The sequence below is a fragment of the Sphingomonas sp. SDUR79 genome (assembly GCF_056821745.1).
In genome coordinates this window covers 1,955,084-1,973,556 of sequence record NZ_JBPDIN010000001.1, presented here as the reverse complement: position 1 = coordinate 1,973,556, position 18,473 = coordinate 1,955,084, and the positions used below count along the sequence as shown (strand labels likewise).

The window sequence follows — 18,473 nt, the reverse complement described above, 5'->3', positions numbered from 1 at the left end:
GGTTGACCCACGCTGCTGGAGCAGAGACGATGGCGGCATGGGATTTGGCCTGTCGATCCTGCTCGCCCTCGCCCCCGTGCAGGTGCCCGACGACCTGCGCGCGCAGGAACGGGCGATCCGCGCGCGGATGGCGGACAATCCGGATTACGAATGTTTGAGCCTCGACCGGGTGACTTGTGCCGTCGAACTGGCCGAGGTGCTGGAGAAGCAGGGGCGCGCGGGCGAGGGGATCGAGGAAATCGCCAAAGCGATGGCCGCGCTGCAGGAAGAGGGTGCGATGGGCAATGAGGCGCGCGGGGTGCTGCGCTTTGGTGCCGATGCGATGGCCGCGATCCGCGAACGCCAGTCGGGGCCGAGCGACGCGCTGGTGCGGGAGCGCTGGGCGATTGCGGTGGACCGACAACGGCGGACGATCGCGGTCGACGGCGGCGGCGCAGAGATGATGACCGCGCGCGGCGGGACGAGCTATCTCGATACGACCGCAGAAATGCTGCTGGCGCTGGGGCGGGGGAGCGAGGCGGTGGAACTGGCGCGGGCGAGCTATCGCACCGCGACGGCGTTCCGGTTCGCGCGCGGCGCAGGCGACATGCAAGCGCAGGATATAGCGCGGTTCAGGATGCAGCGCAGCCGGGCGTTGGCGTTCGTTCGGGCGAGCTTTGTCGCGGCGCAGGAGCCATTCGTGCCCGAGCGGGAATGGCGCGCCGCCGATGCTGCGCTGGCCGCTGGCGAGGCGCTCGCGGCGGAAGCCGCGTACCGCGCGCTGCTGGCGCGGATGGGAACCCCGCTGATTGCCACGGCGCAGCAGGTGCGTGCGATCCGTGGACTTGTCGGCGCACTCAGCGCCCAGGGCGGGGCCAAGCTGGCCGAGGGCATTGCGATGCAGCGCGCGCTGCTAGACCGGCTGGTGGTGCAGAGCTGGCGCGGCGACGCGGGGCTGGTGGCGCTGGGCGCGGAGCATCAGGCCGCACTGCGGGCGGCAGGGCGGGTGCAGGCCGCCACGCGGGTGCGCGGCCTGCTTGCCCGTTACCGGGCGGGCGGGCCGCCGCCGCGCTTCTGACGCCTATTCGACGTCGAAAAACTCGACGATGCCCGACGCCAGGTGGTATTCCGCGCCCACGATCTTGAGCTTCCCGTCGCGCCGCGGTGCCGCGATCAGGCGCTGGCTTGGCGCGCGCAGGTCGTGCACGACGTGGCGGACATTCTCGCGGATCGAATTTTCGACCAGATCGCCCGGGGCATTGTGCGCGGTATGGACCGCCGGGACGATCGGTTCGACCATTGCGCCGAGGCTGCCGGGCAATTTCGCGTTCTTGTCCACCACCTCGATCGCGGCCTTGACCGCGCCGCACGATGAATGGCCGAGCACGACGATCAGCGGCACGCCGAGATGGACGATCGAATATTCGATGCTGCCCATCGCCTGGGCGTTGGCGACGGTGCTGCCCGCATTGCGCACGACGAACAGCTGGCCGACGCCGGTCTCGAAAATCTGTTCGGGCGCGGCGCGGCTGTCGGAGCAGCAGACGATCGTCGCAAAGGGCCGCTGCCCGGCAAGGAACGCGCGGCGCTGGCCGTCATTGAGGCCGTAGTTGAACGCGCGGCCCATGGTGAAGGCCTGATTGCCCTTTTTGAGCGTCGCGAGCGCGGTTTCCGGGGTGACTGTCGACGCGGCATGTCCGCCCTCGGACGCGATCAGCGGGCGGGTGGCAAGCGCAGCACCGCCGGCGGCGACAGCGGCGAACAAATGGCGGCGATTGAGGCGCATCGGCATGGCTCCCGGGGGCGGAAAGGGACTGATCCGATCATAGGAGCGCCGCGCCTGCGCAGGTCGCGGCGGGCGGGTATTTTCTGCGACGCATTTGGTTTTGCGGCGGCGAAGGACTATGTTGGCCGCCAATGGCAAAACAGAAAAACGCAAAGTCGAAGCCCGTTCCGGGCCTGCCGACCCGCCAACAGATCATCGATTTCATCACTTCGTCGGAGCAAGCGGCAGGCAAGCGTGAAATCGCGCGCGCCTTTGGCCTGTCGGCGCAGGAAAAGATCGCGCTCAAGGCGCTGCTCAAGGACATGAGCGACGAGGGGCTGATCGACGTCGCCCCCGGTCGTGCCTTTCACAAGATGGGCGGCGTGCCCAAGGTGACGGTGCTGCGCATCGTCGAGGCCGATGGCGACACGGTCTGGGCCGTGCCCGAGCGCTGGGAGGCGGAGGGCATTCCGGTGCCGCGGCTGCGCGTGCGGGAGAAGCGCGGGCCGGGTGGCGCGCTGGGTGTCGGCGACCGCATCCTTGCGCGCACCGAAGAGGCCGGAAAGGGCTGGATCGCCCACCCGATGAAGAAGCTCGCCAAGGGTGACGCAGCGGTGCTGGGCGTCGTCCATGAAGAGGGCGGGCGGCTGTATCTGCAGGGGCTCGACAAGAAGGAGCGCACCAGCCCCGTCATCTCCGACCGCAACGGTGCCGAGCCGGGCGACCTGGTGATGGCGGAGGTTACGGGCAAGGGGCCGCGGCTGTTCGCCAAGGTCAGCGAAATCCTCGGCGACCCTTTCGCGCCGCGCAGCTTCTCACTGATCGCGATCCACAAGCATGAAATCCCGCACATCTTCTCCGAAGAGTTGCTGGCCGAGGCGGAGCGCGTGGCGAAGCAGCCATTGGGTGAGGGGCGCGAAGACCTGCGCGACCTGCCGATCGTCGCGATCGATCCCGCAGATGCGCGCGACCATGACGATGCGGTCTGGGCGACGCCGGACGATGATCCGACCAACGAAGGCGGGTGGAAGGCGATCGTCGCGATTGCCGATGTCAGCTTCTATGTTCGCCCCGGTTCTTTGCTCGACCGTGAGGCGCGCAAACGCGGCAACAGCGTCTATTTCCCCGACCGGGTGGTGCCGATGTTGCCGGAAGTGCTGTCGGCGGATGTGTGTTCGCTGAAGGAAGGCGTCGAGCGCGCGGCGCTCGCCTGCCATATGCGGATTTCCGCCGATGGTGAGATCAAGGACTGGCGGTTCAGCCGCGCGGTGGTGAAGCTGGCGGCGAACATTGCGTATGAGGATGCGCAGGCGGCGATTGATGGCGCGGACTCCCCGCCCGCAGAGCGGGAGGGGTCGGGGGAGGGCCTGTCACCTTCACCGGAATCCGATTTGGACATGCCCTCCCCTAACCCCTCCCGCAAGCGGGAGGGGGATTTGCTCCCCGCGCTCCTCCCCCTGTGGGACTGCTGGGCCGCGCTCAACAAGGCGCGGGCGAAGCGCGAGCCGCTCGACCTCGACCTGCCCGAACGGCGGATCGTGCTCGACGAAAAGGGGCGCATCCTGTCGGTTGCGCCGCGTGAGCGGCTGGACGCGCACAAGCTGATCGAGGATTATATGATCGCCGCGAACGTCGCGGCGGCCAAGGCGCTGGAGAAGAAGAAGGCGCCGGTGATGTACCGCATCCACGAGCCGCCGAGCCGCGAAAAGCTGGTTGCGCTCAAGGAGTATCTCAAGACGCTCGATGTCGAATTCGCGCTTGGGCAGGTGATCCGGCCCAAGACATTCAACCATGTCATCGCGCGGACCAAGGAGGCGGATTTTCACGCCGAGGTGATGACCCAGGTGCTGCGCACGCAGACCCAGGCCTATTATGGTCCGCAAAATGCCGGGCATTTCGGGCTGGCGCTGGGCAGCTATGCGCACTTCACCTCGCCGATCCGCCGCTATGCCGATCTCATCGTCCACCGCGCGCTGACCGAGGCGTTCAAGCTCGGGCCGGGCGGCGAGTTGCCGGCGGACAAGGACATGGAGCGGACCGGCGAGCTGATCAGCAAGCTCGAGCGCCGTGCGATGGAGGCGGAGCGCGACACGATCGACCGCTATGTCGCCGCATATCTGGCGAGCCATGTCGGCGAGGTGCTCGATGCGCGGATCACCGGGGTGCAGTCGTTCGGGTTCTTCGCGACGGTCGATGGGATCGGCGGCGACGGGTTGGTCCCGGCGCGCGATTTGGGCCGCGAATATTTCCGCTATGACGAGGCCGGGCAACGGCTGGTCGGTGAGGAAACCGGCGCGGAGTTCGCGCTTGGCCAGCGGCTGCAATTGAAGCTGGTCGAGGCGAACCCGGTGTCGGGGGCGCTGCGCTTCGAACTGCCCGACGGCAAGGGCAGCGGGTCGGGCCCGCGTCCGGACCGCGAGCGCCGCAAGTCCGGCCCGCCGCGCCCGCTCAAGCGGCGCGGGCGTCCGGCGAATATCAAGCATCAGGGGCGCAAGCGCTAACCCCTCTTTTCGTCACCCCGGACTTGTTCCGAGGTCCACGGTGCGGCAAGCGCAGCGCTGTTAGGGCGAGCGTCGGACGCGCGTCTGGGTGGACCCCGCCACAAGGCCGGGTTGACGAAGGGAGTAGCTAATGGCGGTCGTTGAATCGGTTCCGATCACCAAATTCGCGCGCGGGCGGCGGCGTATCGTCGATCACTTCTGCGCCGAGCACGCGATCACACCGCTCAGCACGATCCTCTACACCCCGCCTGCCGACTTGAAGCCGGTGTTCGACAAGCTGATCGCGCAACGCGTGATCCGGCGCGAGGGACAGGGCTATTACTGGCTCGACCTGCGCGTGCATGACGCGGTGATCGCGCACCACCGCCGCAAGCGCGCGCCGGTGCTGATTGCCGTGTCGGTCGTGCTGGCGCTGGTGCTGATGCTCGGCTTTTACGTGGGTTAGGACATAAATCTGCGACCGCTACTCGCGTAGAAAACCAAGGGGATGGCCCGGCGAGAGGAAAAAATCCGGTTCAGCGAAAACCACACCCAAAAAATATCGGCAGGCTTGCCACTCGGCTTCGAAATATACGACGCCCGATTCTTTGCCCTTTTCCATGTAGAATACGCGCCATCCTGTATCGCTATCGCGTAAAAAAAGCGCGTCATCTTTAAACCCGTCATCATAAACGCTCACCCGATCCCAATCGACGTGGAGGCGGTTGAGCAGCGTGGTGAGATGGCGACGGTTTTGGAGCATGGTGCGCCCATCTTGTGATATTGCCAAGCTTTAGGCCACGGTGAACGTCAGCCCCGCATTAGCCTCCAGCCGCGCCTTGAGCGGCTCGGCCATCAGCGCGCCGGGAGTCCATACCCCGCCCTCGCCGGCAACGTCGCGGATCAGGCACAAAGCCGCTTCGGCGATCATCTTCGATGTCGAGCCATAGCCGGGGTCGCGGTCGCCGGTGACGGTGCAGGTCAGCGACTCCCCGGTCGGCATCTCCGCGATGAAGTCGATTTCGTAGAAGCCCGCCTCGCGCTCCGCCTTCGACGGACCCTCGCCGGGGGCGGGGCCCTTGTCGGCGTTCATCGGGTTCATCTTGGCAATCGCCTCCGCCGCCGCCTTGCCGATATCGCCAAGGCCCGGCGCGACCATCATCTCGTCATAGCGGAAGTCGGTGCCATAGGGGTGGCCGGCGAGGAAGTTGGTGCGGTGGACATTCTTGGTGTTGATCACCGCCATCACGAACGGCGCGACCCAGCCGCCGACAGCATCGTCATATTCGGGCATCATCCCCTTGGGCTGGTCCGGTCCGGTGAAGCCCGGGGTGAGTGCGAAGGGGTCGAGCAGGACCTTGAATACCGCCGGGTTCTTGGCCGCCGCCGCTGCGGTCGCCTTGCCGCTGGCGAAGGTGCCGCCGGAGAAAGTGCCCTGCATTTTGCGCACGCGACCCTTCACGCGCGGGGCGGGGCGGCCCCATTTGGCGATCGCCGCCTGCTCTGCGGTCCAAACGCCCAGGTCGAAGGGGATCGAATCGAAGCCGCACGAGAGGACGATGCGCGCTCCGCTCGCCTTTGCCGTATCCTGATGGCGCGCGATCACGTCGTGCATCCAGTTGGGCTCGCCGCACAGATCGACATAGGCGGTGCCGGTCTCGACGCAGGCGGCGACGAGGTCGTTGCCGTAAAGCTGGTAGGGGCCGACGGTGGTGAGGACGACGGTCGCCCGCGCGGTCAGCGCGCGCAGCGCGGCGGGATCGTCGGCATTGGCGGTGAGCAGCGGCGTGTCAGCGGGCGCGCCAATCTCGTCGCGGACCGCCTGAAGCTTGGTCAGCGACCGTCCCGCCATCGCCCATTTGAGCGAACCATCATTGTAACACTGCGCCAGATATTCGGCGACAAGCCGCCCGGTGAAGCCGGTTGCGCCATAGACGATCAGATCGAATTCGCGGGTCATGCTTTCCTCTCGGCTTTCTGCTCTCAGCTTTTGGCCGAGCGTACCGCACTTTCCAAAAATTGAAAGGCCGGGTCAGCGCTGGCGCCGCGCTGCCGCATGGGTTTCAGCAAGCGACAGCAGCACGTCCAGATCTTCGCGGCTGATATCGAAACTGTCGGGCAAGTCGGCGAGTGCGCGGTCGATATCGTCGAGGTGCAGTCCGGCGGCGGCTGGCGGCATCGCGAGTGGCGCAGGCCGGTGGGGATAGCTGTGTGTCGACACGCGGTGGAACACCATCGCCAGCATAACCAGTGCGACAGAATTGAGCGCTACCGGGGAGAGGGCGAAGGCATAGCCCGCCGCATGGATGCTATCGCCACCAATTACCGCAGTCAGCGCGGCGGCACCACCCGGCGGGTGGAGGCAGCGACACGGCGACATGGCAAGGATGGCCAGCCCGACAGCAAGTCCCGCCGCGATCATGGGGTCGGCAACGTGCCGATACACAGCGATTCCGACCAGCGCAGAAATGGTGTTGCCGCCTACCACCGGCCAGGGCTGGGCCAGCGGACTGGCCGGCACGGCAAATATCAGCACGGCGGATGCCCCCATCGGTGCGACGATTAGCGGCAGGTCGGATGCGGTCAGTCCCAGTCCCGCACCGATGAACATGGTCAGCGCGATGCAGATCGTCGCACCGAGGCAGGCGACCATCCGGTCGATTGGTCGCGCTCCGGCGAGGATTGGCCGGAACAGGCGAAATTGCATGCCGCTGTTTATCGCCAAGCCATTGCGAGGGCGAGCAGGGGATTCCTCTGCGGCGAAAGCTCCAGCTATCTTCGGCCTTGAAACCAGCCGTGCGCTTCCCGACTATCTAGGGCGCTTTAACGGAGATCCGCAAACCATGTCGCCCAACGGCGCTGCCGACCTTGGCCAGTTTCGCGTCCAGCGTCATTTCGCCGAACATCGCGCGATCTCGCCCGGGACTGCGATCGAATATGCGCCGGGTCAAGTCGAGCGGGCAGCATTCGACCGGTTGCGAGACGCGGGCGTGATCCGGGAGGCGCATCCGGCGCATTACTGGTTCGACCTTGACCGCATGGGGCAGGACCGCAGCGGCGCGCGCAACCCAAAGCTGAGGGTCGCGATCGCGCTCGGCAGCGTGCTTGCCTTCGCGGCCTGGTATCTCTCGCGTTAGGCGGTTTCGCTGAATTGCAGGCTGGCAAGGCGCGCATAGAGCCCGCCCTTGGCCACCAGTTCGCCATGCGTCCCGGTCTCGACGATGCGCCCGTCATCCATCACGATGATCCGCTGCGCCGCGCGGACCGTGGCGAGGCGGTGGGCGATGACGAGGGTGGTACGTCCCTGCATCAGATGATCCAGCGCGTCCTGCACCAGACGCTCGCTCTCCGCATCGAGCGCGCTCGTCGCCTCGTCGAGCAGCAGGATCGGCGCATCGCGCAGCAGCGCGCGGGCGATGGCGATGCGCTGGCGCTGCCCACCCGATAAGCGCGCGCCATCTTCGCCGAGGAAGGTGTCGAGCCCCTGCGGCAGCTCGCGCAGGAACTCGGCGGCATTGGCGGCCTCGGCGGCCTGCCAGATCTGCTCTTCGGTCGCGTCCCAGCGGCCATAGCGGAGGTTGTCGCGCGCGCTGGCGGCGAAGATCACCGTCTCCTGCGGCACCATCGCCATGCGCGCGCGGACTGCGCCGGGATCGGCCTTGGGCAACGGCACGCCATCGACGCGCACTTCGCCCGCCTCGGGATCGTAGAAGCGCTGGACCAGCTGGAACAGCGTCGACTTGCCCGCGCCCGACGGTCCGACCACCGCTACCGTCTCACCCGGCGCAACCGACAGGGTGAAGTCGTTCAGCGCCGAAACCTCGGGCCGCGTCGGGTAGCGGAAGGTGACGTGATCGAAGTCGATCGCACCCTGCGCCGGCTGGGGCAGCGCCACCGGATTGGCGGGTGCGGCGATCTCCGGCTCCTCCGACAGCAGCTCGGCAAGGCGCCCCGCAGCACCCGAAGCACGCAACAGATCACCATAGACTTCGGTCAGCGCGCCGAACGCACCGGTGACAAGGCCCGCAGTGATGACGAAGGCAGTGATCGACCCGCCCGAAATGCGCCCCTGCGCGACGCCATAGACCGCGTCCCACATGATGAGGGTAATCGCGGTGAACAAAGCGAAGATGACCAGCGCGGTCATCAGCGCGCGGGTCGCAAACCGCTTGCGCGCGGTCGAAAAGCCGCGATCGACCGCGCCCTGGAAGCGGGCGCTCTCGCGGTCCTCCTGCCCGAATGCCTGCACGATCCGCATCGCGCCCAGCGTTTCCGAGGCGATCGACCCGATATCGGCGACGCGATCCTGGCTGGTGCGCGAAAAGCGGCGCACGCGCCCGCCCAGCCACATGATCGGCAGCACGATCACCGGGATGCCGACCAGCAGATAGGCCGCAATCTTGGGCGCCAGCACGAACAGGTACAGCGTCCCGCCGATCGCGATCAGCAGGTTGCGGAGCGCAACCGATACCGTGGTGCCGACGATCTGCTCGACCACCGCAGTATCGGCGGTCAGGCGGCTGGCGATTTCCGACGGACGATTCTCTTCAAACCAGCGCGGGGGCAGGCGCAGCAGGTTGCGGTGCACCGCGGCGCGCATGTCGGCAACGGTCCGCTCACCCAGCCAGGAGACGAAGTAAAAGCGCATTGCGGTGGCAAAGGCGAGCACTACCACGACCAGCAACAGCCCCTGGAAATAACCGCCGATCTGCGCCGGATCGGCGTCCGCGCCAAAGCCCTTGTCCACCACTTCCTTGAAGGTCCGCGGGATCCACAAGGTCGCGCCAGCGGCGAGCAGCAGCGCGAAAATCGCCAGCGTCAGTTGCAGCGGATAGCGGCGCGTATAGCCCCACACGATCGTCAAGCTCGACAACTTGCGCTGCGGCTGGGCGGGGACAGGGGCGGGCGGCTGCTGGATATCGGCCATAGCCGCCGCCTAGCGTGAAGCGAGAGGCAAGGGAACAGGCTTGGCGGATCGAAAATCCGGTACGTCGCGTTTGCACTGCAGCATGAGCCCGCTATAAAGTCTAGGAGACCGTTGTCATTGCCCCGCCCGGGGCGGGGATGTTGATTGCCGATGCTGTATAACGCCTATGAACTTCAGCGCTCGATGCTGGCCGGTGCGAGCGCGCTGGCGAATTTCAGCGCAGGCCTGCTCAATAATCCGGCCAATCCCTTTGCCTATTTCGGCGGCGGCCCGATCCTTGCCTCCGCGCTCGAAGTGTTCGCCCATGCCTCGGCGCCGCGCGGCAAGCCCGAATTTGGGCTGGATGTCACCGAGATCAACGGCAAGCAGGTGGCGGTGCATGAGGAAATCGTGCTGCGCAAACCGTTCGGCCAGCTCAAGCGCTTCGTGCGCGAAGGCGTCGAGGGCGGACCCAAGCTGCTGATCGTCGCGCCGATGAGCGGGCATTTCGCGACGCTGCTGCGCGGCACGGTGCAGCGGATGCTCCCCGTGGCCGATGTCTACATCACCGACTGGCGCGACGCGCGACAGGTGCCGCTCAGCGACGGGCGCTTCGATCTCGACGACTATGTCGATTACGTGATCGAATTTCTCGCGACGATCGGGGCGGAGGGCGATGCCCGGCCGCACGTGCTCGCCGTCTGCCAGCCATCGGTGCCGGTCTATGCCGCCGTCGCGCTGATGAATGCCGACAAGCATCCCAATACGCCGCGCACGCTGACCCTGATGGGCGGGCCGATCGATACGCGTGAGGCGCCGACCGCGGTCAACACGCTGGCGACCGAACGGCCGCACAGCTGGTTCAAGCAGAATGTGATCGCGACCGTCCCCGGCACCTATCCGGGGGCCGGGCGCACCGTCTATCCGGGCTTTCTCCAGCTCGCCGGGTTCATGACCATGAACCTGGGCAACCACATGAATTCGCACTGGGAGATGTTCAAGCACCTGGTGAAGGGCGATGGCGAAAGCGCGGATTCGACGATGCGCTTCTACGACGAATATCGCTCGGTGTGTGACATGACGTCGGAATTCTACCTCCAGACGATCGATGTCGTGTTCCAGTCACATGCCCTGCCCAAGGGCGAGATGATGCACCGTGGCCGCCGGGTCGATCCGGCGGCGATCACCGACACCGCGCTGTTGGCGATCGAGGGCGAGAAGGACGATATCTCAGGCCTCGGCCAGACCAAGGCGGCGCTGACCATCGCCACCAAGCTGCCCGCCAAGATGAAGAAATATCATATGGCCGAGGATGTCGGCCATTACGGCATCTTCAACGGGAGCAAATGGCGCAACCGCATCGCGCCGGTACTGGAAGATTGGATCGCAGCGCACAGCTGAGCGGGGCGGTCAGAGGCGCATCCCGAGCCAGATGACCGTCTCTGTCGCGCTGGCGACGGCGCGGTCGATGACGCGTTCAAGCAGCGTCGGCGCGCCCAGCCGGGTGGCGGAACGGTCGTGATGCTCCTGCTCCTCGGCGATGATTGCGCGGATCGTTGCACATGCGGCGGCATCCTTGCCGTTGAGTGCAGCGAGCTGGAGCGTCAAATGGTGCAGCACCACGCGCTCGATCGCTACGGTGGTCGCAGCGATAGCGTGGCGACCCATAAGGCCGGTCACGATCCCGGCTGCGATGCCGCCAAGGGCGCACAGGTGGTAGCTGCGGCAACGGGCGCGTCCACGCGTGGCGAGTTCGGCTGCGAATAGCGTGCGGTGTCGGCGCTCATGGGCGAGGAAATCGGTAAGTTCAGCGACCATCTCAGGTGCGCGCCAACGCGCAATCCAGCGTTGGGTCGCATACACCGCAATCGCGCCCTGCTCGCCCGCATGATTGACCTTCATGATCCGGTCGCCGAGCGTTTCGGAACCGTGCAGCGTTGCCGTAAGGCTCGGCTCAGTCATAGCCGAGCATCAGGAACTCATAGACCACGAACGCGATGAGCGCCCATAACGCGATCACGATGGCGATCCCCCATTTGCTGACCGGGCGCTCTGCTGCGGCGGCAGCGGTCGCGCGGTGTTCGGCCATCAAGCCAGCGGGGACCAGTTTTTCAAACAGCCAGATGCCCGCCGGGATCAGGATCGCGTCATCCACCAGCCCCAGCACCGGGATAAAATCGGGGATCAGGTCGATCGGCGAGAGCGCGTAGGCAGCGACCAGCAGCCCGACCAGCTTGGCGAACACCGGCGTGCGCGGATCGCGCACGGCCAGCCACACGGCATGCGCCTCGACCCGGATGCGGTGCGTGAAGGACTGTCGGTTGGCCATGCGCCTGCGATGTGCCACCGCCCGCGCGGCGTCAAGCGGCACAGATTTTGGCACTACACCATCGGCACGAAAAAGCCGGCGGATCGCTCCGCCGGCTTCTTCCAACTCTACGCGCGAAAGCGGCTTACAAAACCTCGAACAGCCCCGCCGCGCCCATGCCGCCGCCGACGCACATCGTCACCACGACGTACTTCGCACCGCGGCGCTTGCCTTCGATCAGCGCGTGGCCGGTGCAGCGCGCGCCGGTCATGCCATAGGGGTGGCCGATCGAGATCGAGCCGCCGTTGACGTTGAGCAGTTCGTCCGGAATGCCGAGCTTGTCGCGGCAATACAGCACCTGCACCGCGAACGCCTCATTCAGCTCCCACAGGCCGATATCGTCCATCTTCAGGTTGAAGCGGTCGAGCAATGCCGGGATCGCATAGACCGGGCCGATGCCCATCTCGTCGGGCTTGGTGCCCGCAACCGCCATGCCGACGTAGCGGCCGAGCGGGGTCAGGCCGCGCTTCTCGGCGAGCTTTTCCTCCATCAGCACGCTGGCCGAGGAGCCGTCCGACAGCTGGCTGGCATTGCCGGCGGTGACGGTGCCGTTGGGAACGACCGGCTGGAGCGACTGCAGGCCCTCCAGCGTGGTCTCGGGGCGGTTGCCCTCGTCCTTGGTCAGCGTCACTTCCTTCTGGGTGACTTCCTTCGTCTCCTTGTTGACGATGTTCATCGTCGCGGTGACCGGGATGATCTCGTCATCGAACTTGCCCGCGGCCTGGGCGGCGGCGGTGCGCTGCTGCGACTGGAAGCCATATTCGTCCTGAACTTCGCGGCTGACGCCATAGCGCGCGGCGACCACTTCGGCGGTCTGCAGCATCGGCATGTACACGTCATTGTGCATCGCCAGCAGCTCGGGATCCATCGCAACGCGCATCTGCGGCGTCTGCACCAGGCTGATGCTCTCCACGCCGCCGCCGATGGTGATGTCCATGTTATCGACCACGATCTGCTTGGCGGCGGTGGCGATCGCCATCAGGCCGCTGGCGCACTGGCGGTCGACCGACATGCCCGACACGCTGGTGGGCAGGCCGGCGCGCAGCAGCGCCTGGCGCGCGATGTTACCGGCCTGATGCCCCTGCTGCAGCGCGGCACCGAGGATCACGTCCTGAACTTCGGCGCCATCGATTCCGGCGCGCGCGACCGCGGCCTCGATCGACTTGGCGGCCAGCGTCTGGGACGGAAGCGCGTTGAACGCCCCGCGATAGGCGCGGCCGATCGGGGTGCGGGCAGTGGAAACGATGACGGCAGAACGCATGCTCTTCTTCCTTCTTCTCCCCTCCCGCTGGCGGGAGGGGGCGGGGGAGGGCATGTCGCCCCCCTGTTGACACCTGAGGTTCGGGACAGACCCTCCCCTAACCCCTCCCGCAAGCGGGAGGGGGACTTAGACAAAAAGCTGACTGATCCATTCGGCGATCAATGCGGGCTTGTCCTGCCCCTCGATCTCGATGGTGAATTCGACGGTCTGCTGCCACTGGCCCGGGCGTTTCTCGACCAGTTCGAGCGTCTTGAAGCGCCCGCGTACCCGGCTGCCAGAGCGTACCGGGGTCAGGAACCGCACCTTGTTGCCGCCATAGTTGACGCCCATTTTCAGCCCCTCGATCCGGGGCTGCGGCGTCTTCTGGCTGAGCAGCGGCATCAGCGACAGGGTCAGAAACCCGTGCGCGATCGTGCCGCCGAACGGGGTCATCGCGGCCTTGGCCGGATCGACATGGATGAACTGATGATCGCCGGTCGCGTCGGCGAACTTGTCGATCATCTCCTGCGACACGGTGACCCAGTCCGACACGCGCGCGTCGCCCGCCTGCGCCGCAAGCTGCTGGATCGTGACGCTATCCTGCGTGTCGGTATCGGCCATGACAAATCCCTGCGCCAAGCTGGTTCCCGCATCTAGGGGCAAGCGCGGCGTGGGGCAAGACCGCCTACTTCAATTCTGAAAACTTCCGCGCAATCCCCGGCTAACAGTATGATTCGACCAAACCCAATCTTCGAAAGTGACGTTGCGGCAAGGCGGGGGTTCGACGCCGCGCGCGCCGCACGGAGGTTCCGAAACGCACTTGACGACCCAATGCTGGTGCTGGCCTAATCACTTTGGGGAACAGGGGGGTAAGATTCATGAAAATTGCGACTCGCGCCGCCGTGGCGCTGTTGACGGCTGCCGTGTTGTCCGGACCGGCAACCGCCCAGATTCCCACCACCCCAGCCGCGGCGATGATCCGCATCGACGACTCGCTTCCGAAGGATGCCAAGGCGTTTCTCCGCGCGCTCGCCCCCCAATCCGGGGACGTGCGCCTGTCGGAGGCGCGGGCGGTGCTCCACCTTGGCGACCGCTATTATTTCCTGCCTGCCGAGGATGCGAAGCGTGTCCTGACGCAGGTCTGGGGCAATCACCCGGACTCGGTGTCCGATGTGCTCGGCATGGTCATGGAACGTGGCAAGACGCCGTTCGACGATGCGTGGGGCGCGGTCATCACCTATCGCGACACCGGTTACGTGTCGGATTCGGATGCGGCCAGCCAGGATTACGACGCGGTGCTGCAATCGCTGCGCGAAGGTGAGGCGGCGGACAATGCCCAGCGCACTCAGGCGGGTCTGCCGACCCTCACCCTCGTCGGATGGGCGCAGTCGCCATCCTATGATCCGGGCCACCACTCGCTGATCTGGGCGCGCGAGCTCGCCTCCAATGACAGCAAGGTCAACAGCCTCAACTATGACGTCCGCCTGCTCGGGCGGTCGGGCGTGCTGAGCCTGAACATGGTGGCGACCATGCCAATGCTGACACAGGTCCGCGCGGCGGCTGCTGCCTTCGGGAGGGCCGCCGAGTTCGAACCGGGCGCGCGCTATGCCGATTTCGATGCCACCACCGATCAGGCGGCGGGCTATGGCCTGGCCGGCCTCGTCGGCGGGGGCGCGGCGGCGGCCGTTGCCAAGAAGGCCGGCCTGCTCGCCGTCCTTGCCAAATTCTGGAAACTGATCCTCTTCGGCCTTCTGGCCGTCGGCGGGGCAGTCATGGGCTTTGTCCGCAAGCTGACCGGTCGCGACGTCGACAAGGATGCGGTCGAGGAATGAGGCAGTCGGGGGGCGACTCAGCGCTCCCCCGCCTCCTTGTCGACGCGCATCACCGGCTGCACCTCGGGATAGGGCAGGATCAGCTTGCCGCTCGGATCAGCAGTGTAGGTCGTCTGCGTCGGATAGGGGATCGAGATGCCTTCGGCAGCAAAGCGGCGCAGGATCCCGATGATCACCTTATCGCGCACCTTGTGCGCAGTCGGCCAGTCGTCGCCCGGAATGTCGAACCACAAGGCAAAATCGACCGAGCTCGCGCCCAGCGTCTCGAAACTCGCCCGCGCCACGATCCCGCCAGCCTCTTCAACGATACCGGTCAGCATGGCGGGCAACGCCTCCAGCTGTTCAGGCGGCGTTTCATAGGCGACGCCCACCGGCAGCTTGATGCGGACATGCTCGCGGTTGGAAATATTGTGGATTTCCTTGTCGAGCAGCTGCTTGTTGGCGATCACCCGCACCTCGCCGTCGAACGAGCGCACGCGCGTCGACTTGAGGCCGATTTCCTCCACCACGCCGACGGTCTGGTCGTACATGACCTTGTCCCCTCGGCGGAACGGCTTGTCGAAGATGATCGCCAGCGCCGCGAACAAATCGGCAAAGATGCCCTGCGCCGCCAGGCCGATGGCGATTCCGCCGACGCCCAGACCCGCAACCAGACCGGTGACGTTGACGCCCAGATTGTCGAGCACCACGACCAGCGCGATCGCGAAGAGCGCGACCGTGACGAGCAGGCGGATCAGGCCCAGCGCCGACAATAGCGCCTCACCATGGTAATTCTCGGACTCGGTCTTTTTCTCGATGGCGCCGAGGATGAGCTCCCGCGCCCAAATCGCACCCTGGAACACCACCGCCACGGTGAACAGGAAGGCGATTGTCTGCTCCAGCATCGCTGGCGGCGCGGCATAGTTGGAGACCAGCCGGACCGCGAGCATCACGATGAAAAAGCTGCCGGTGCGCGAAACCGCGCGCCCGACAATCGTGCCCCATCCCATTGGTCCGTCAGCACGCTGGCACAGTTTCGTGCCCCAGCTACGCAACCAATAGAGCAACAGGACAACGCCGACCGCGATGCCGGTTGCGATCAGTATTTGCAGCCAATGCGACTGCACCCACAGGCTGGCGTCGGTGAAGAAGGCGCGGGTCTGCACCTCCAGCGCTTCGCTGGAATTAGCGGCGGCGTCCTGCGCAGCAGCAGAGGTATTGGCAACAGTCATTGAAATCCTTCAGGCGGCCTTGGCGGTGATGCCGCCGGTCTCGAGAAAGGCGATCAGCCCCCGCTCGGCGCGCGACAGGTAGCGCGTCGTGCGCGGCAGCGCGAGGGTCTCGCGAAACGCGGCCTGCGCATCGCGGTCCTTGGCGAGTTCGATCAGGTCGGGGTGGACATAGGATTTGCGGGCGATGCTCGGCGTGTTGCCCAGCGCGGCGGTCACCGGCTCCAGCAGCGTCTTCATCCCGACATGGCCGGGCGCTGTCGCCAGCGTCTCGAACGCGATCACGCTCGCCCCCCAGGTGCGGAAATGCTTGGCGGTGAAATCATCGCCCATCGCGTCGCGGATATAGGCGTTTACGTCGCTCGACGTAACCGGATGCGCTTCGCCTGCATCGTCGAGCCAGCCGAACAGATGCTGGCCGGGCAGATCCTGGCACTTCTTGACGAAGCCGATCAGGCTGCCGTCGGTGATGCGCAGCACGCGGATGCGGCCCGACTTGGCGCGATATTGCAGCTTCAGGCTGCGCCCCTCCAGCTTGGCATGGCGGCGGCGCAGCGTGGTTGCGCCAAAGCTCTTGTTCGCCTTGGCATAACCCTCATTCCCGACGCGGACATGGCCCAGGTCGAGCAGGCGCACGACGGCGGCGACCGCGCGGTCGCGGGTCAGCGCGCGCTTGCGGAGGTCGATCTCGATCTTGGCGCGCAGGCGCGACAGGCGATGGCCGAAACTGGCGCAGCGGTCATACTTCGCCGCCTCCTGCGCCGCACGGAACTCCGGGTGGTAGCGATATTGCTTGCGCCCCCGGGCATCGATGCCGGTCGCCTGCAGATGCCCGTCGGCATGTGGACAATACCAGGCGTCGATATAAGCCGGGGGCAGGGCGATCGCGTTCAACCGGTCGATCTCGTCGCGGTCGGTGATGCGGTTGCCATCCGCATCCCAATAGCCCCAACCGCCGCGCACCGCCCGGCGCGCAATACCGGGTTGCCGATCATCGCAATAGCGCAGCTTTCCGCTCATTTCGCCCTCGTCATGGCGGATCAATGCGCATCCCGCCGCATCGTTCCGGAACTGCGTCGCGGCTGACCTGTTGAGGGGGCAACCCCCATGAGGAGAAACGAAGATGACCGAGCTTTCCCAGGCACGCGTACTGATGATCGCAACCGACGGTTTCGAAACGTCCGAACTGATGAAGCCGCGTCAGGCGCTGCTCGACGCGGGCGTTCAGGTGACGCTGGCGTCGCTGAAGATGGACCCGATCACCGGCGAGAGCGGCGGTGAGAAGGGCGAGAGCATTACGCCTGACACGCTGGTCAGCGACATCGATAGCGAAGACTTCGACGCGCTGGTCCTGCCCGGCGGCGTCCACAATCCCGATACACTGCGGATGGACGACACCACGATCAGCCTGATCCAGGAGTTTTTCGACGACGGCAAGACCGTCGCCGCGATCTGTCACGCGCCGTGGCTGCTGATCGAAGCGGATATCGTCGATGGCAAGCGCGCGACCAGTTGGCCCAGCCTGCGCACCGATCTGGAAAATGCCGGCGCGACGGTTGAAGATGAAGAAGTGGTCGTGGACGGCAATCTGATCACCAGCCGCAACCCCGACGACATCCCCGCCTTCATCGATGCGATCAAGGCGGCGCTGACGAAAGAGACAGCGGACGCCTGACCCTTCAAAGCCCCTCCCACGCGCGGGAGGGGCTTTTTAACATTCCGCGCGCATATCCTCCGGCAAACCGCCGGAGCCATCCTCATGCGCCTGTTCACGCTCGCCGCCGCCCTGCTCGCCACCACCGCCCCCGCGCTGCCGCAGGGACAGGAGGCGCCCTTCACCATCGAAGAAACGGGCCAGTCCTTCGCCAGCCTCCAGGAAGCGGTCACCGCGATCGGCGAACGCCGCGGCACGATCCGCATCGCGCCGGGCCGCTATGGCGAATGCGCGGTGCAAGAGGCGGGCGACATCACCTATGTCGCACAGGTGCCCGGCAAGGCGGTGTTCGACCGCGCGATCTGTGAGGGCAAGGCGACGCTGGTGCTGCGCGGGCGCGGTGCGAAGGTGGACGGTATCGTGTTCATGCGCACGCTGGTCGAGGACGGGAATGGCGCCGGCATCCGGCTGGAAACCGGCAATCTCCACGTCACCAACGCCATGTTCATCGACGGCCAGTGCGGCATCCTCACCGCCAGCGATCCGCGCGGGACGATCACCATCGAACGCTCGACCTTTGCTGGCCTGGGCAAGGACCCGACCGGCAATGGCGCGCATGCCATCTATGTCGGCAATTACGGCAGCGTGCGCGTGTTCGAATCGCGTTTCGAACGCGGCACGGGGGGGCATTATGTGAAGGTGCGCGCGCCGCGCGTCGAAATCCTCAACTCCAGTTTCGACGACAGCTTGGGCCGCAACACCAATTACGCGATCGACCTGTCCAACGGCGCATCGGGCCGGATCGCGGGCAACGCGTTCGAACAAGGGCCAGCCAAGGACAATTACGGCACAATCATCGCCGTTGCGCCGGAAGGGGCGAAGCACAGCTCTGCGGGACTTGTGATCGAAGGCAACAAGGCGTGGCTGTCGCCGGGGTTCAAGGAGAGCACGACATTCGTCGGCAACTGGTCGCGCGACGCGGTGACGGTGCGCGACAACGATCTGGCCGACCGGATCGCGGTGATGGCGCGACGCTAAGGG

Annotated in this window: 19 protein-coding genes; 8 read left to right on the top strand and 11 right to left on the bottom strand. The window is 65.9% G+C overall.

All coding sequences use genetic code 11. The annotated features are described in order from the left end of the window. Nucleotides 1–37: 37 nt before the first annotated feature. Entirely contained in the window at nt 38–1,057 is a 1,020-nt protein-coding gene (locus tag ACRYLO_RS09715) for a hypothetical protein (RefSeq protein ID WP_482659963.1), read from the top strand. A 3-nt stretch (nt 1,058–1,060) separates the two neighbouring features. On the opposite strand, the gene ACRYLO_RS09710 is transcribed toward ACRYLO_RS09715, so the two are convergent. Further along, nucleotides 1,061–1,765, bottom strand: coding sequence for a carbonic anhydrase (locus ACRYLO_RS09710; RefSeq protein ID WP_482659962.1), 705 nt, complete (start codon nt 1,763–1,765; stop codon nt 1,061–1,063). Between the two features lie 131 nt (nt 1,766–1,896). Between ACRYLO_RS09710 and ACRYLO_RS09705 the strand changes: the two genes are divergently transcribed. Both ACRYLO_RS09705 and ACRYLO_RS09700 read left to right on the top strand, forming a co-directional pair. Next, nucleotides 1,897–4,245: a ribonuclease R family protein gene (locus ACRYLO_RS09705; protein WP_482659961.1), complete on the top strand. Its 2,349-nt coding sequence runs from the start codon at nt 1,897–1,899 to the stop codon at nt 4,243–4,245. Between the two features lie 130 nt (nt 4,246–4,375). Continuing rightward, nucleotides 4,376–4,690 (top strand): hypothetical protein, encoded by a 315-nt coding sequence (locus ACRYLO_RS09700; protein WP_482659960.1) that lies wholly within the window; start codon nt 4,376–4,378, stop codon nt 4,688–4,690. Between the two features lie 18 nt (nt 4,691–4,708). Here the strand turns inward: ACRYLO_RS09700 and ACRYLO_RS09695 are convergent, their stop codons facing one another. The 3 genes from ACRYLO_RS09695 to ACRYLO_RS09685 all read right to left on the bottom strand — a co-directional run bounded on the left by ACRYLO_RS09695 (nt 4,709) and on the right by ACRYLO_RS09685 (nt 6,931). Next, nucleotides 4,709–4,987, bottom strand: a complete 279-nt coding sequence (locus ACRYLO_RS09695; RefSeq protein ID WP_482659959.1) for a hypothetical protein — start codon at nt 4,985–4,987, stop codon at nt 4,709–4,711. 30 nt (nt 4,988–5,017) lie between these two features. Then, on the bottom strand, nt 5,018–6,184 hold the full coding sequence (locus ACRYLO_RS09690; protein WP_482659958.1) for a saccharopine dehydrogenase family protein: 1,167 nt from the start codon (nt 6,182–6,184) through the stop codon (nt 5,018–5,020). A 72-nt stretch (nt 6,185–6,256) separates the two neighbouring features. After that, a complete protein-coding gene (locus ACRYLO_RS09685) occupies nt 6,257–6,931 on the bottom strand; it encodes an HPP family protein (RefSeq protein WP_482659957.1) in 675 nt (224 codons plus the stop codon). Between the two features lie 136 nt (nt 6,932–7,067). On the opposite strand from ACRYLO_RS09685, the gene ACRYLO_RS09680 reads away from it, so the two are divergent. Next, nucleotides 7,068–7,361, top strand: a complete 294-nt coding sequence (locus ACRYLO_RS09680; protein ID WP_482659956.1) for a hypothetical protein — start codon at nt 7,068–7,070, stop codon at nt 7,359–7,361. On the opposite strand, the gene ACRYLO_RS09675 is transcribed toward ACRYLO_RS09680, so the two are convergent. Next, a complete protein-coding gene (locus ACRYLO_RS09675) occupies nt 7,358–9,151 on the bottom strand; it encodes an ABC transporter transmembrane domain-containing protein (protein ID WP_482659955.1) in 1,794 nt (597 codons plus the stop codon). The genes ACRYLO_RS09680 and ACRYLO_RS09675 overlap by 4 nt on opposite strands. A 150-nt stretch (nt 9,152–9,301) precedes the next feature. Between ACRYLO_RS09675 and ACRYLO_RS09670 the strand changes: the two genes are divergently transcribed. Further along, nucleotides 9,302–10,531, top strand: coding sequence for a polyhydroxyalkanoate depolymerase (locus ACRYLO_RS09670; RefSeq protein WP_482661711.1), 1,230 nt, complete (start codon nt 9,302–9,304; stop codon nt 10,529–10,531). 9 nt (nt 10,532–10,540) lie between these two features. Here the strand turns inward: ACRYLO_RS09670 and ACRYLO_RS09665 are convergent, their stop codons facing one another. The 4 genes from ACRYLO_RS09665 to ACRYLO_RS09650 form a co-directional block, all read right to left on the bottom strand. Next, entirely contained in the window at nt 10,541–11,092 is a 552-nt protein-coding gene (locus tag ACRYLO_RS09665; protein ID WP_482659954.1) for a demethoxyubiquinone hydroxylase family protein, read from the bottom strand. After that, nucleotides 11,085–11,459 (bottom strand): YkvA family protein, encoded by a 375-nt coding sequence (locus tag ACRYLO_RS09660; protein ID WP_482659953.1) that lies wholly within the window; start codon nt 11,457–11,459, stop codon nt 11,085–11,087. The genes ACRYLO_RS09665 and ACRYLO_RS09660 overlap by 8 nt, the downstream gene beginning before the upstream one ends. A 124-nt stretch (nt 11,460–11,583) precedes the next feature. After that, nucleotides 11,584–12,759, bottom strand: coding sequence for an acetyl-CoA C-acyltransferase (locus ACRYLO_RS09655; RefSeq protein ID WP_482659952.1), 1,176 nt, complete (start codon nt 12,757–12,759; stop codon nt 11,584–11,586). A 126-nt stretch (nt 12,760–12,885) separates the two neighbouring features. Then, the gene (locus tag ACRYLO_RS09650) at nt 12,886–13,359 is read right to left on the bottom strand and encodes a MaoC family dehydratase (protein ID WP_482659951.1); all 474 of its coding nucleotides are present in this window, start codon (nt 13,357–13,359) and stop codon (nt 12,886–12,888) included. A gap of 257 nt (nt 13,360–13,616) precedes the next feature. Here ACRYLO_RS09650 and ACRYLO_RS09645 point away from each other — a divergent pair, with 257 nt between their 5' ends. Then, the gene (locus ACRYLO_RS09645; protein ID WP_482659950.1) at nt 13,617–14,570 is read left to right on the top strand and encodes a DUF2167 domain-containing protein; all 954 of its coding nucleotides are present in this window, start codon (nt 13,617–13,619) and stop codon (nt 14,568–14,570) included. 17 nt (nt 14,571–14,587) lie between these two features. Here ACRYLO_RS09645 and ACRYLO_RS09640 read toward each other — a convergent pair whose 3' ends face one another. Together ACRYLO_RS09640 and ACRYLO_RS09635 are read right to left on the bottom strand one after the other, a co-directional pair. Beyond that, nucleotides 14,588–15,781, bottom strand: a complete 1,194-nt coding sequence (locus tag ACRYLO_RS09640) for a mechanosensitive ion channel family protein (RefSeq protein WP_482659949.1) — start codon at nt 15,779–15,781, stop codon at nt 14,588–14,590. A gap of 9 nt (nt 15,782–15,790) precedes the next feature. Continuing rightward, nucleotides 15,791–16,798, bottom strand: coding sequence for a DNA topoisomerase IB (locus ACRYLO_RS09635; RefSeq protein WP_482659948.1), 1,008 nt, complete (start codon nt 16,796–16,798; stop codon nt 15,791–15,793). Between the two features lie 103 nt (nt 16,799–16,901). Between ACRYLO_RS09635 and ACRYLO_RS09630 the strand changes: the two genes are divergently transcribed. Both ACRYLO_RS09630 and ACRYLO_RS09625 read left to right on the top strand, forming a co-directional pair. Beyond that, nucleotides 16,902–17,453, top strand: coding sequence for a type 1 glutamine amidotransferase domain-containing protein (locus ACRYLO_RS09630; RefSeq protein WP_482659947.1), 552 nt, complete (start codon nt 16,902–16,904; stop codon nt 17,451–17,453). 84 nt (nt 17,454–17,537) lie between these two features. Beyond that, nucleotides 17,538–18,470 carry a right-handed parallel beta-helix repeat-containing protein gene (locus ACRYLO_RS09625; protein WP_482659946.1) on the top strand — a complete coding sequence of 311 codons (933 nt, stop codon included), beginning with the start codon at nt 17,538–17,540 and terminating at the stop codon, nt 18,468–18,470. The last annotated feature ends 3 nt before the right edge of the window (nt 18,471–18,473 follow it).

Excerpts from the sequence above, each read along its gene's own strand:
- ACRYLO_RS09650 (WP_482659951.1), bottom strand. The coding sequence starts at position 13,359 with ATGGCCGATACCGACACGCAGGATAGCGTCACGATCCAGCAGCTTGCG.
- ACRYLO_RS09645 (WP_482659950.1), top strand. The coding sequence starts at position 13,617 with ATGAAAATTGCGACTCGCGCCGCCGTGGCGCTGTTGACGGCTGCCGTG.
- ACRYLO_RS09635 (WP_482659948.1), bottom strand. The coding sequence starts at position 16,798 with ATGAGCGGAAAGCTGCGCTATTGCGATGATCGGCAACCCGGTATTGCG.
- ACRYLO_RS09690 (WP_482659958.1), bottom strand. The coding sequence starts at position 6,184 with ATGACCCGCGAATTCGATCTGATCGTCTATGGCGCAACCGGCTTCACC.
- ACRYLO_RS09685 (WP_482659957.1), bottom strand. The coding sequence starts at position 6,931 with ATGCAATTTCGCCTGTTCCGGCCAATCCTCGCCGGAGCGCGACCAATC.
- ACRYLO_RS09670 (WP_482661711.1), top strand. The coding sequence starts at position 9,302 with ATGCTGTATAACGCCTATGAACTTCAGCGCTCGATGCTGGCCGGTGCG.
- ACRYLO_RS09705 (WP_482659961.1), top strand. The coding sequence starts at position 1,897 with ATGGCAAAACAGAAAAACGCAAAGTCGAAGCCCGTTCCGGGCCTGCCG.
- ACRYLO_RS09710 (WP_482659962.1), bottom strand. The coding sequence starts at position 1,765 with ATGCGCCTCAATCGCCGCCATTTGTTCGCCGCTGTCGCCGCCGGCGGT.
- ACRYLO_RS09680 (WP_482659956.1), top strand. The coding sequence starts at position 7,068 with ATGTCGCCCAACGGCGCTGCCGACCTTGGCCAGTTTCGCGTCCAGCGT.
- ACRYLO_RS09640 (WP_482659949.1), bottom strand. The coding sequence starts at position 15,781 with ATGACTGTTGCCAATACCTCTGCTGCTGCGCAGGACGCCGCCGCTAAT.
- ACRYLO_RS09660 (WP_482659953.1), bottom strand. The coding sequence starts at position 11,459 with ATGGCCAACCGACAGTCCTTCACGCACCGCATCCGGGTCGAGGCGCAT.
- ACRYLO_RS09665 (WP_482659954.1), bottom strand. The coding sequence starts at position 11,092 with ATGACTGAGCCGAGCCTTACGGCAACGCTGCACGGTTCCGAAACGCTC.
- ACRYLO_RS09700 (WP_482659960.1), top strand. The coding sequence starts at position 4,376 with ATGGCGGTCGTTGAATCGGTTCCGATCACCAAATTCGCGCGCGGGCGG.
- ACRYLO_RS09630 (WP_482659947.1), top strand. The coding sequence starts at position 16,902 with ATGACCGAGCTTTCCCAGGCACGCGTACTGATGATCGCAACCGACGGT.
- ACRYLO_RS09695 (WP_482659959.1), bottom strand. The coding sequence starts at position 4,987 with ATGCTCCAAAACCGTCGCCATCTCACCACGCTGCTCAACCGCCTCCAC.
- ACRYLO_RS09655 (WP_482659952.1), bottom strand. The coding sequence starts at position 12,759 with ATGCGTTCTGCCGTCATCGTTTCCACTGCCCGCACCCCGATCGGCCGC.
- ACRYLO_RS09625 (WP_482659946.1), top strand. The coding sequence starts at position 17,538 with ATGCGCCTGTTCACGCTCGCCGCCGCCCTGCTCGCCACCACCGCCCCC.
- ACRYLO_RS09675 (WP_482659955.1), bottom strand. The coding sequence starts at position 9,151 with ATGGCCGATATCCAGCAGCCGCCCGCCCCTGTCCCCGCCCAGCCGCAG.
- ACRYLO_RS09715 (WP_482659963.1), top strand. The coding sequence starts at position 38 with ATGGGATTTGGCCTGTCGATCCTGCTCGCCCTCGCCCCCGTGCAGGTG.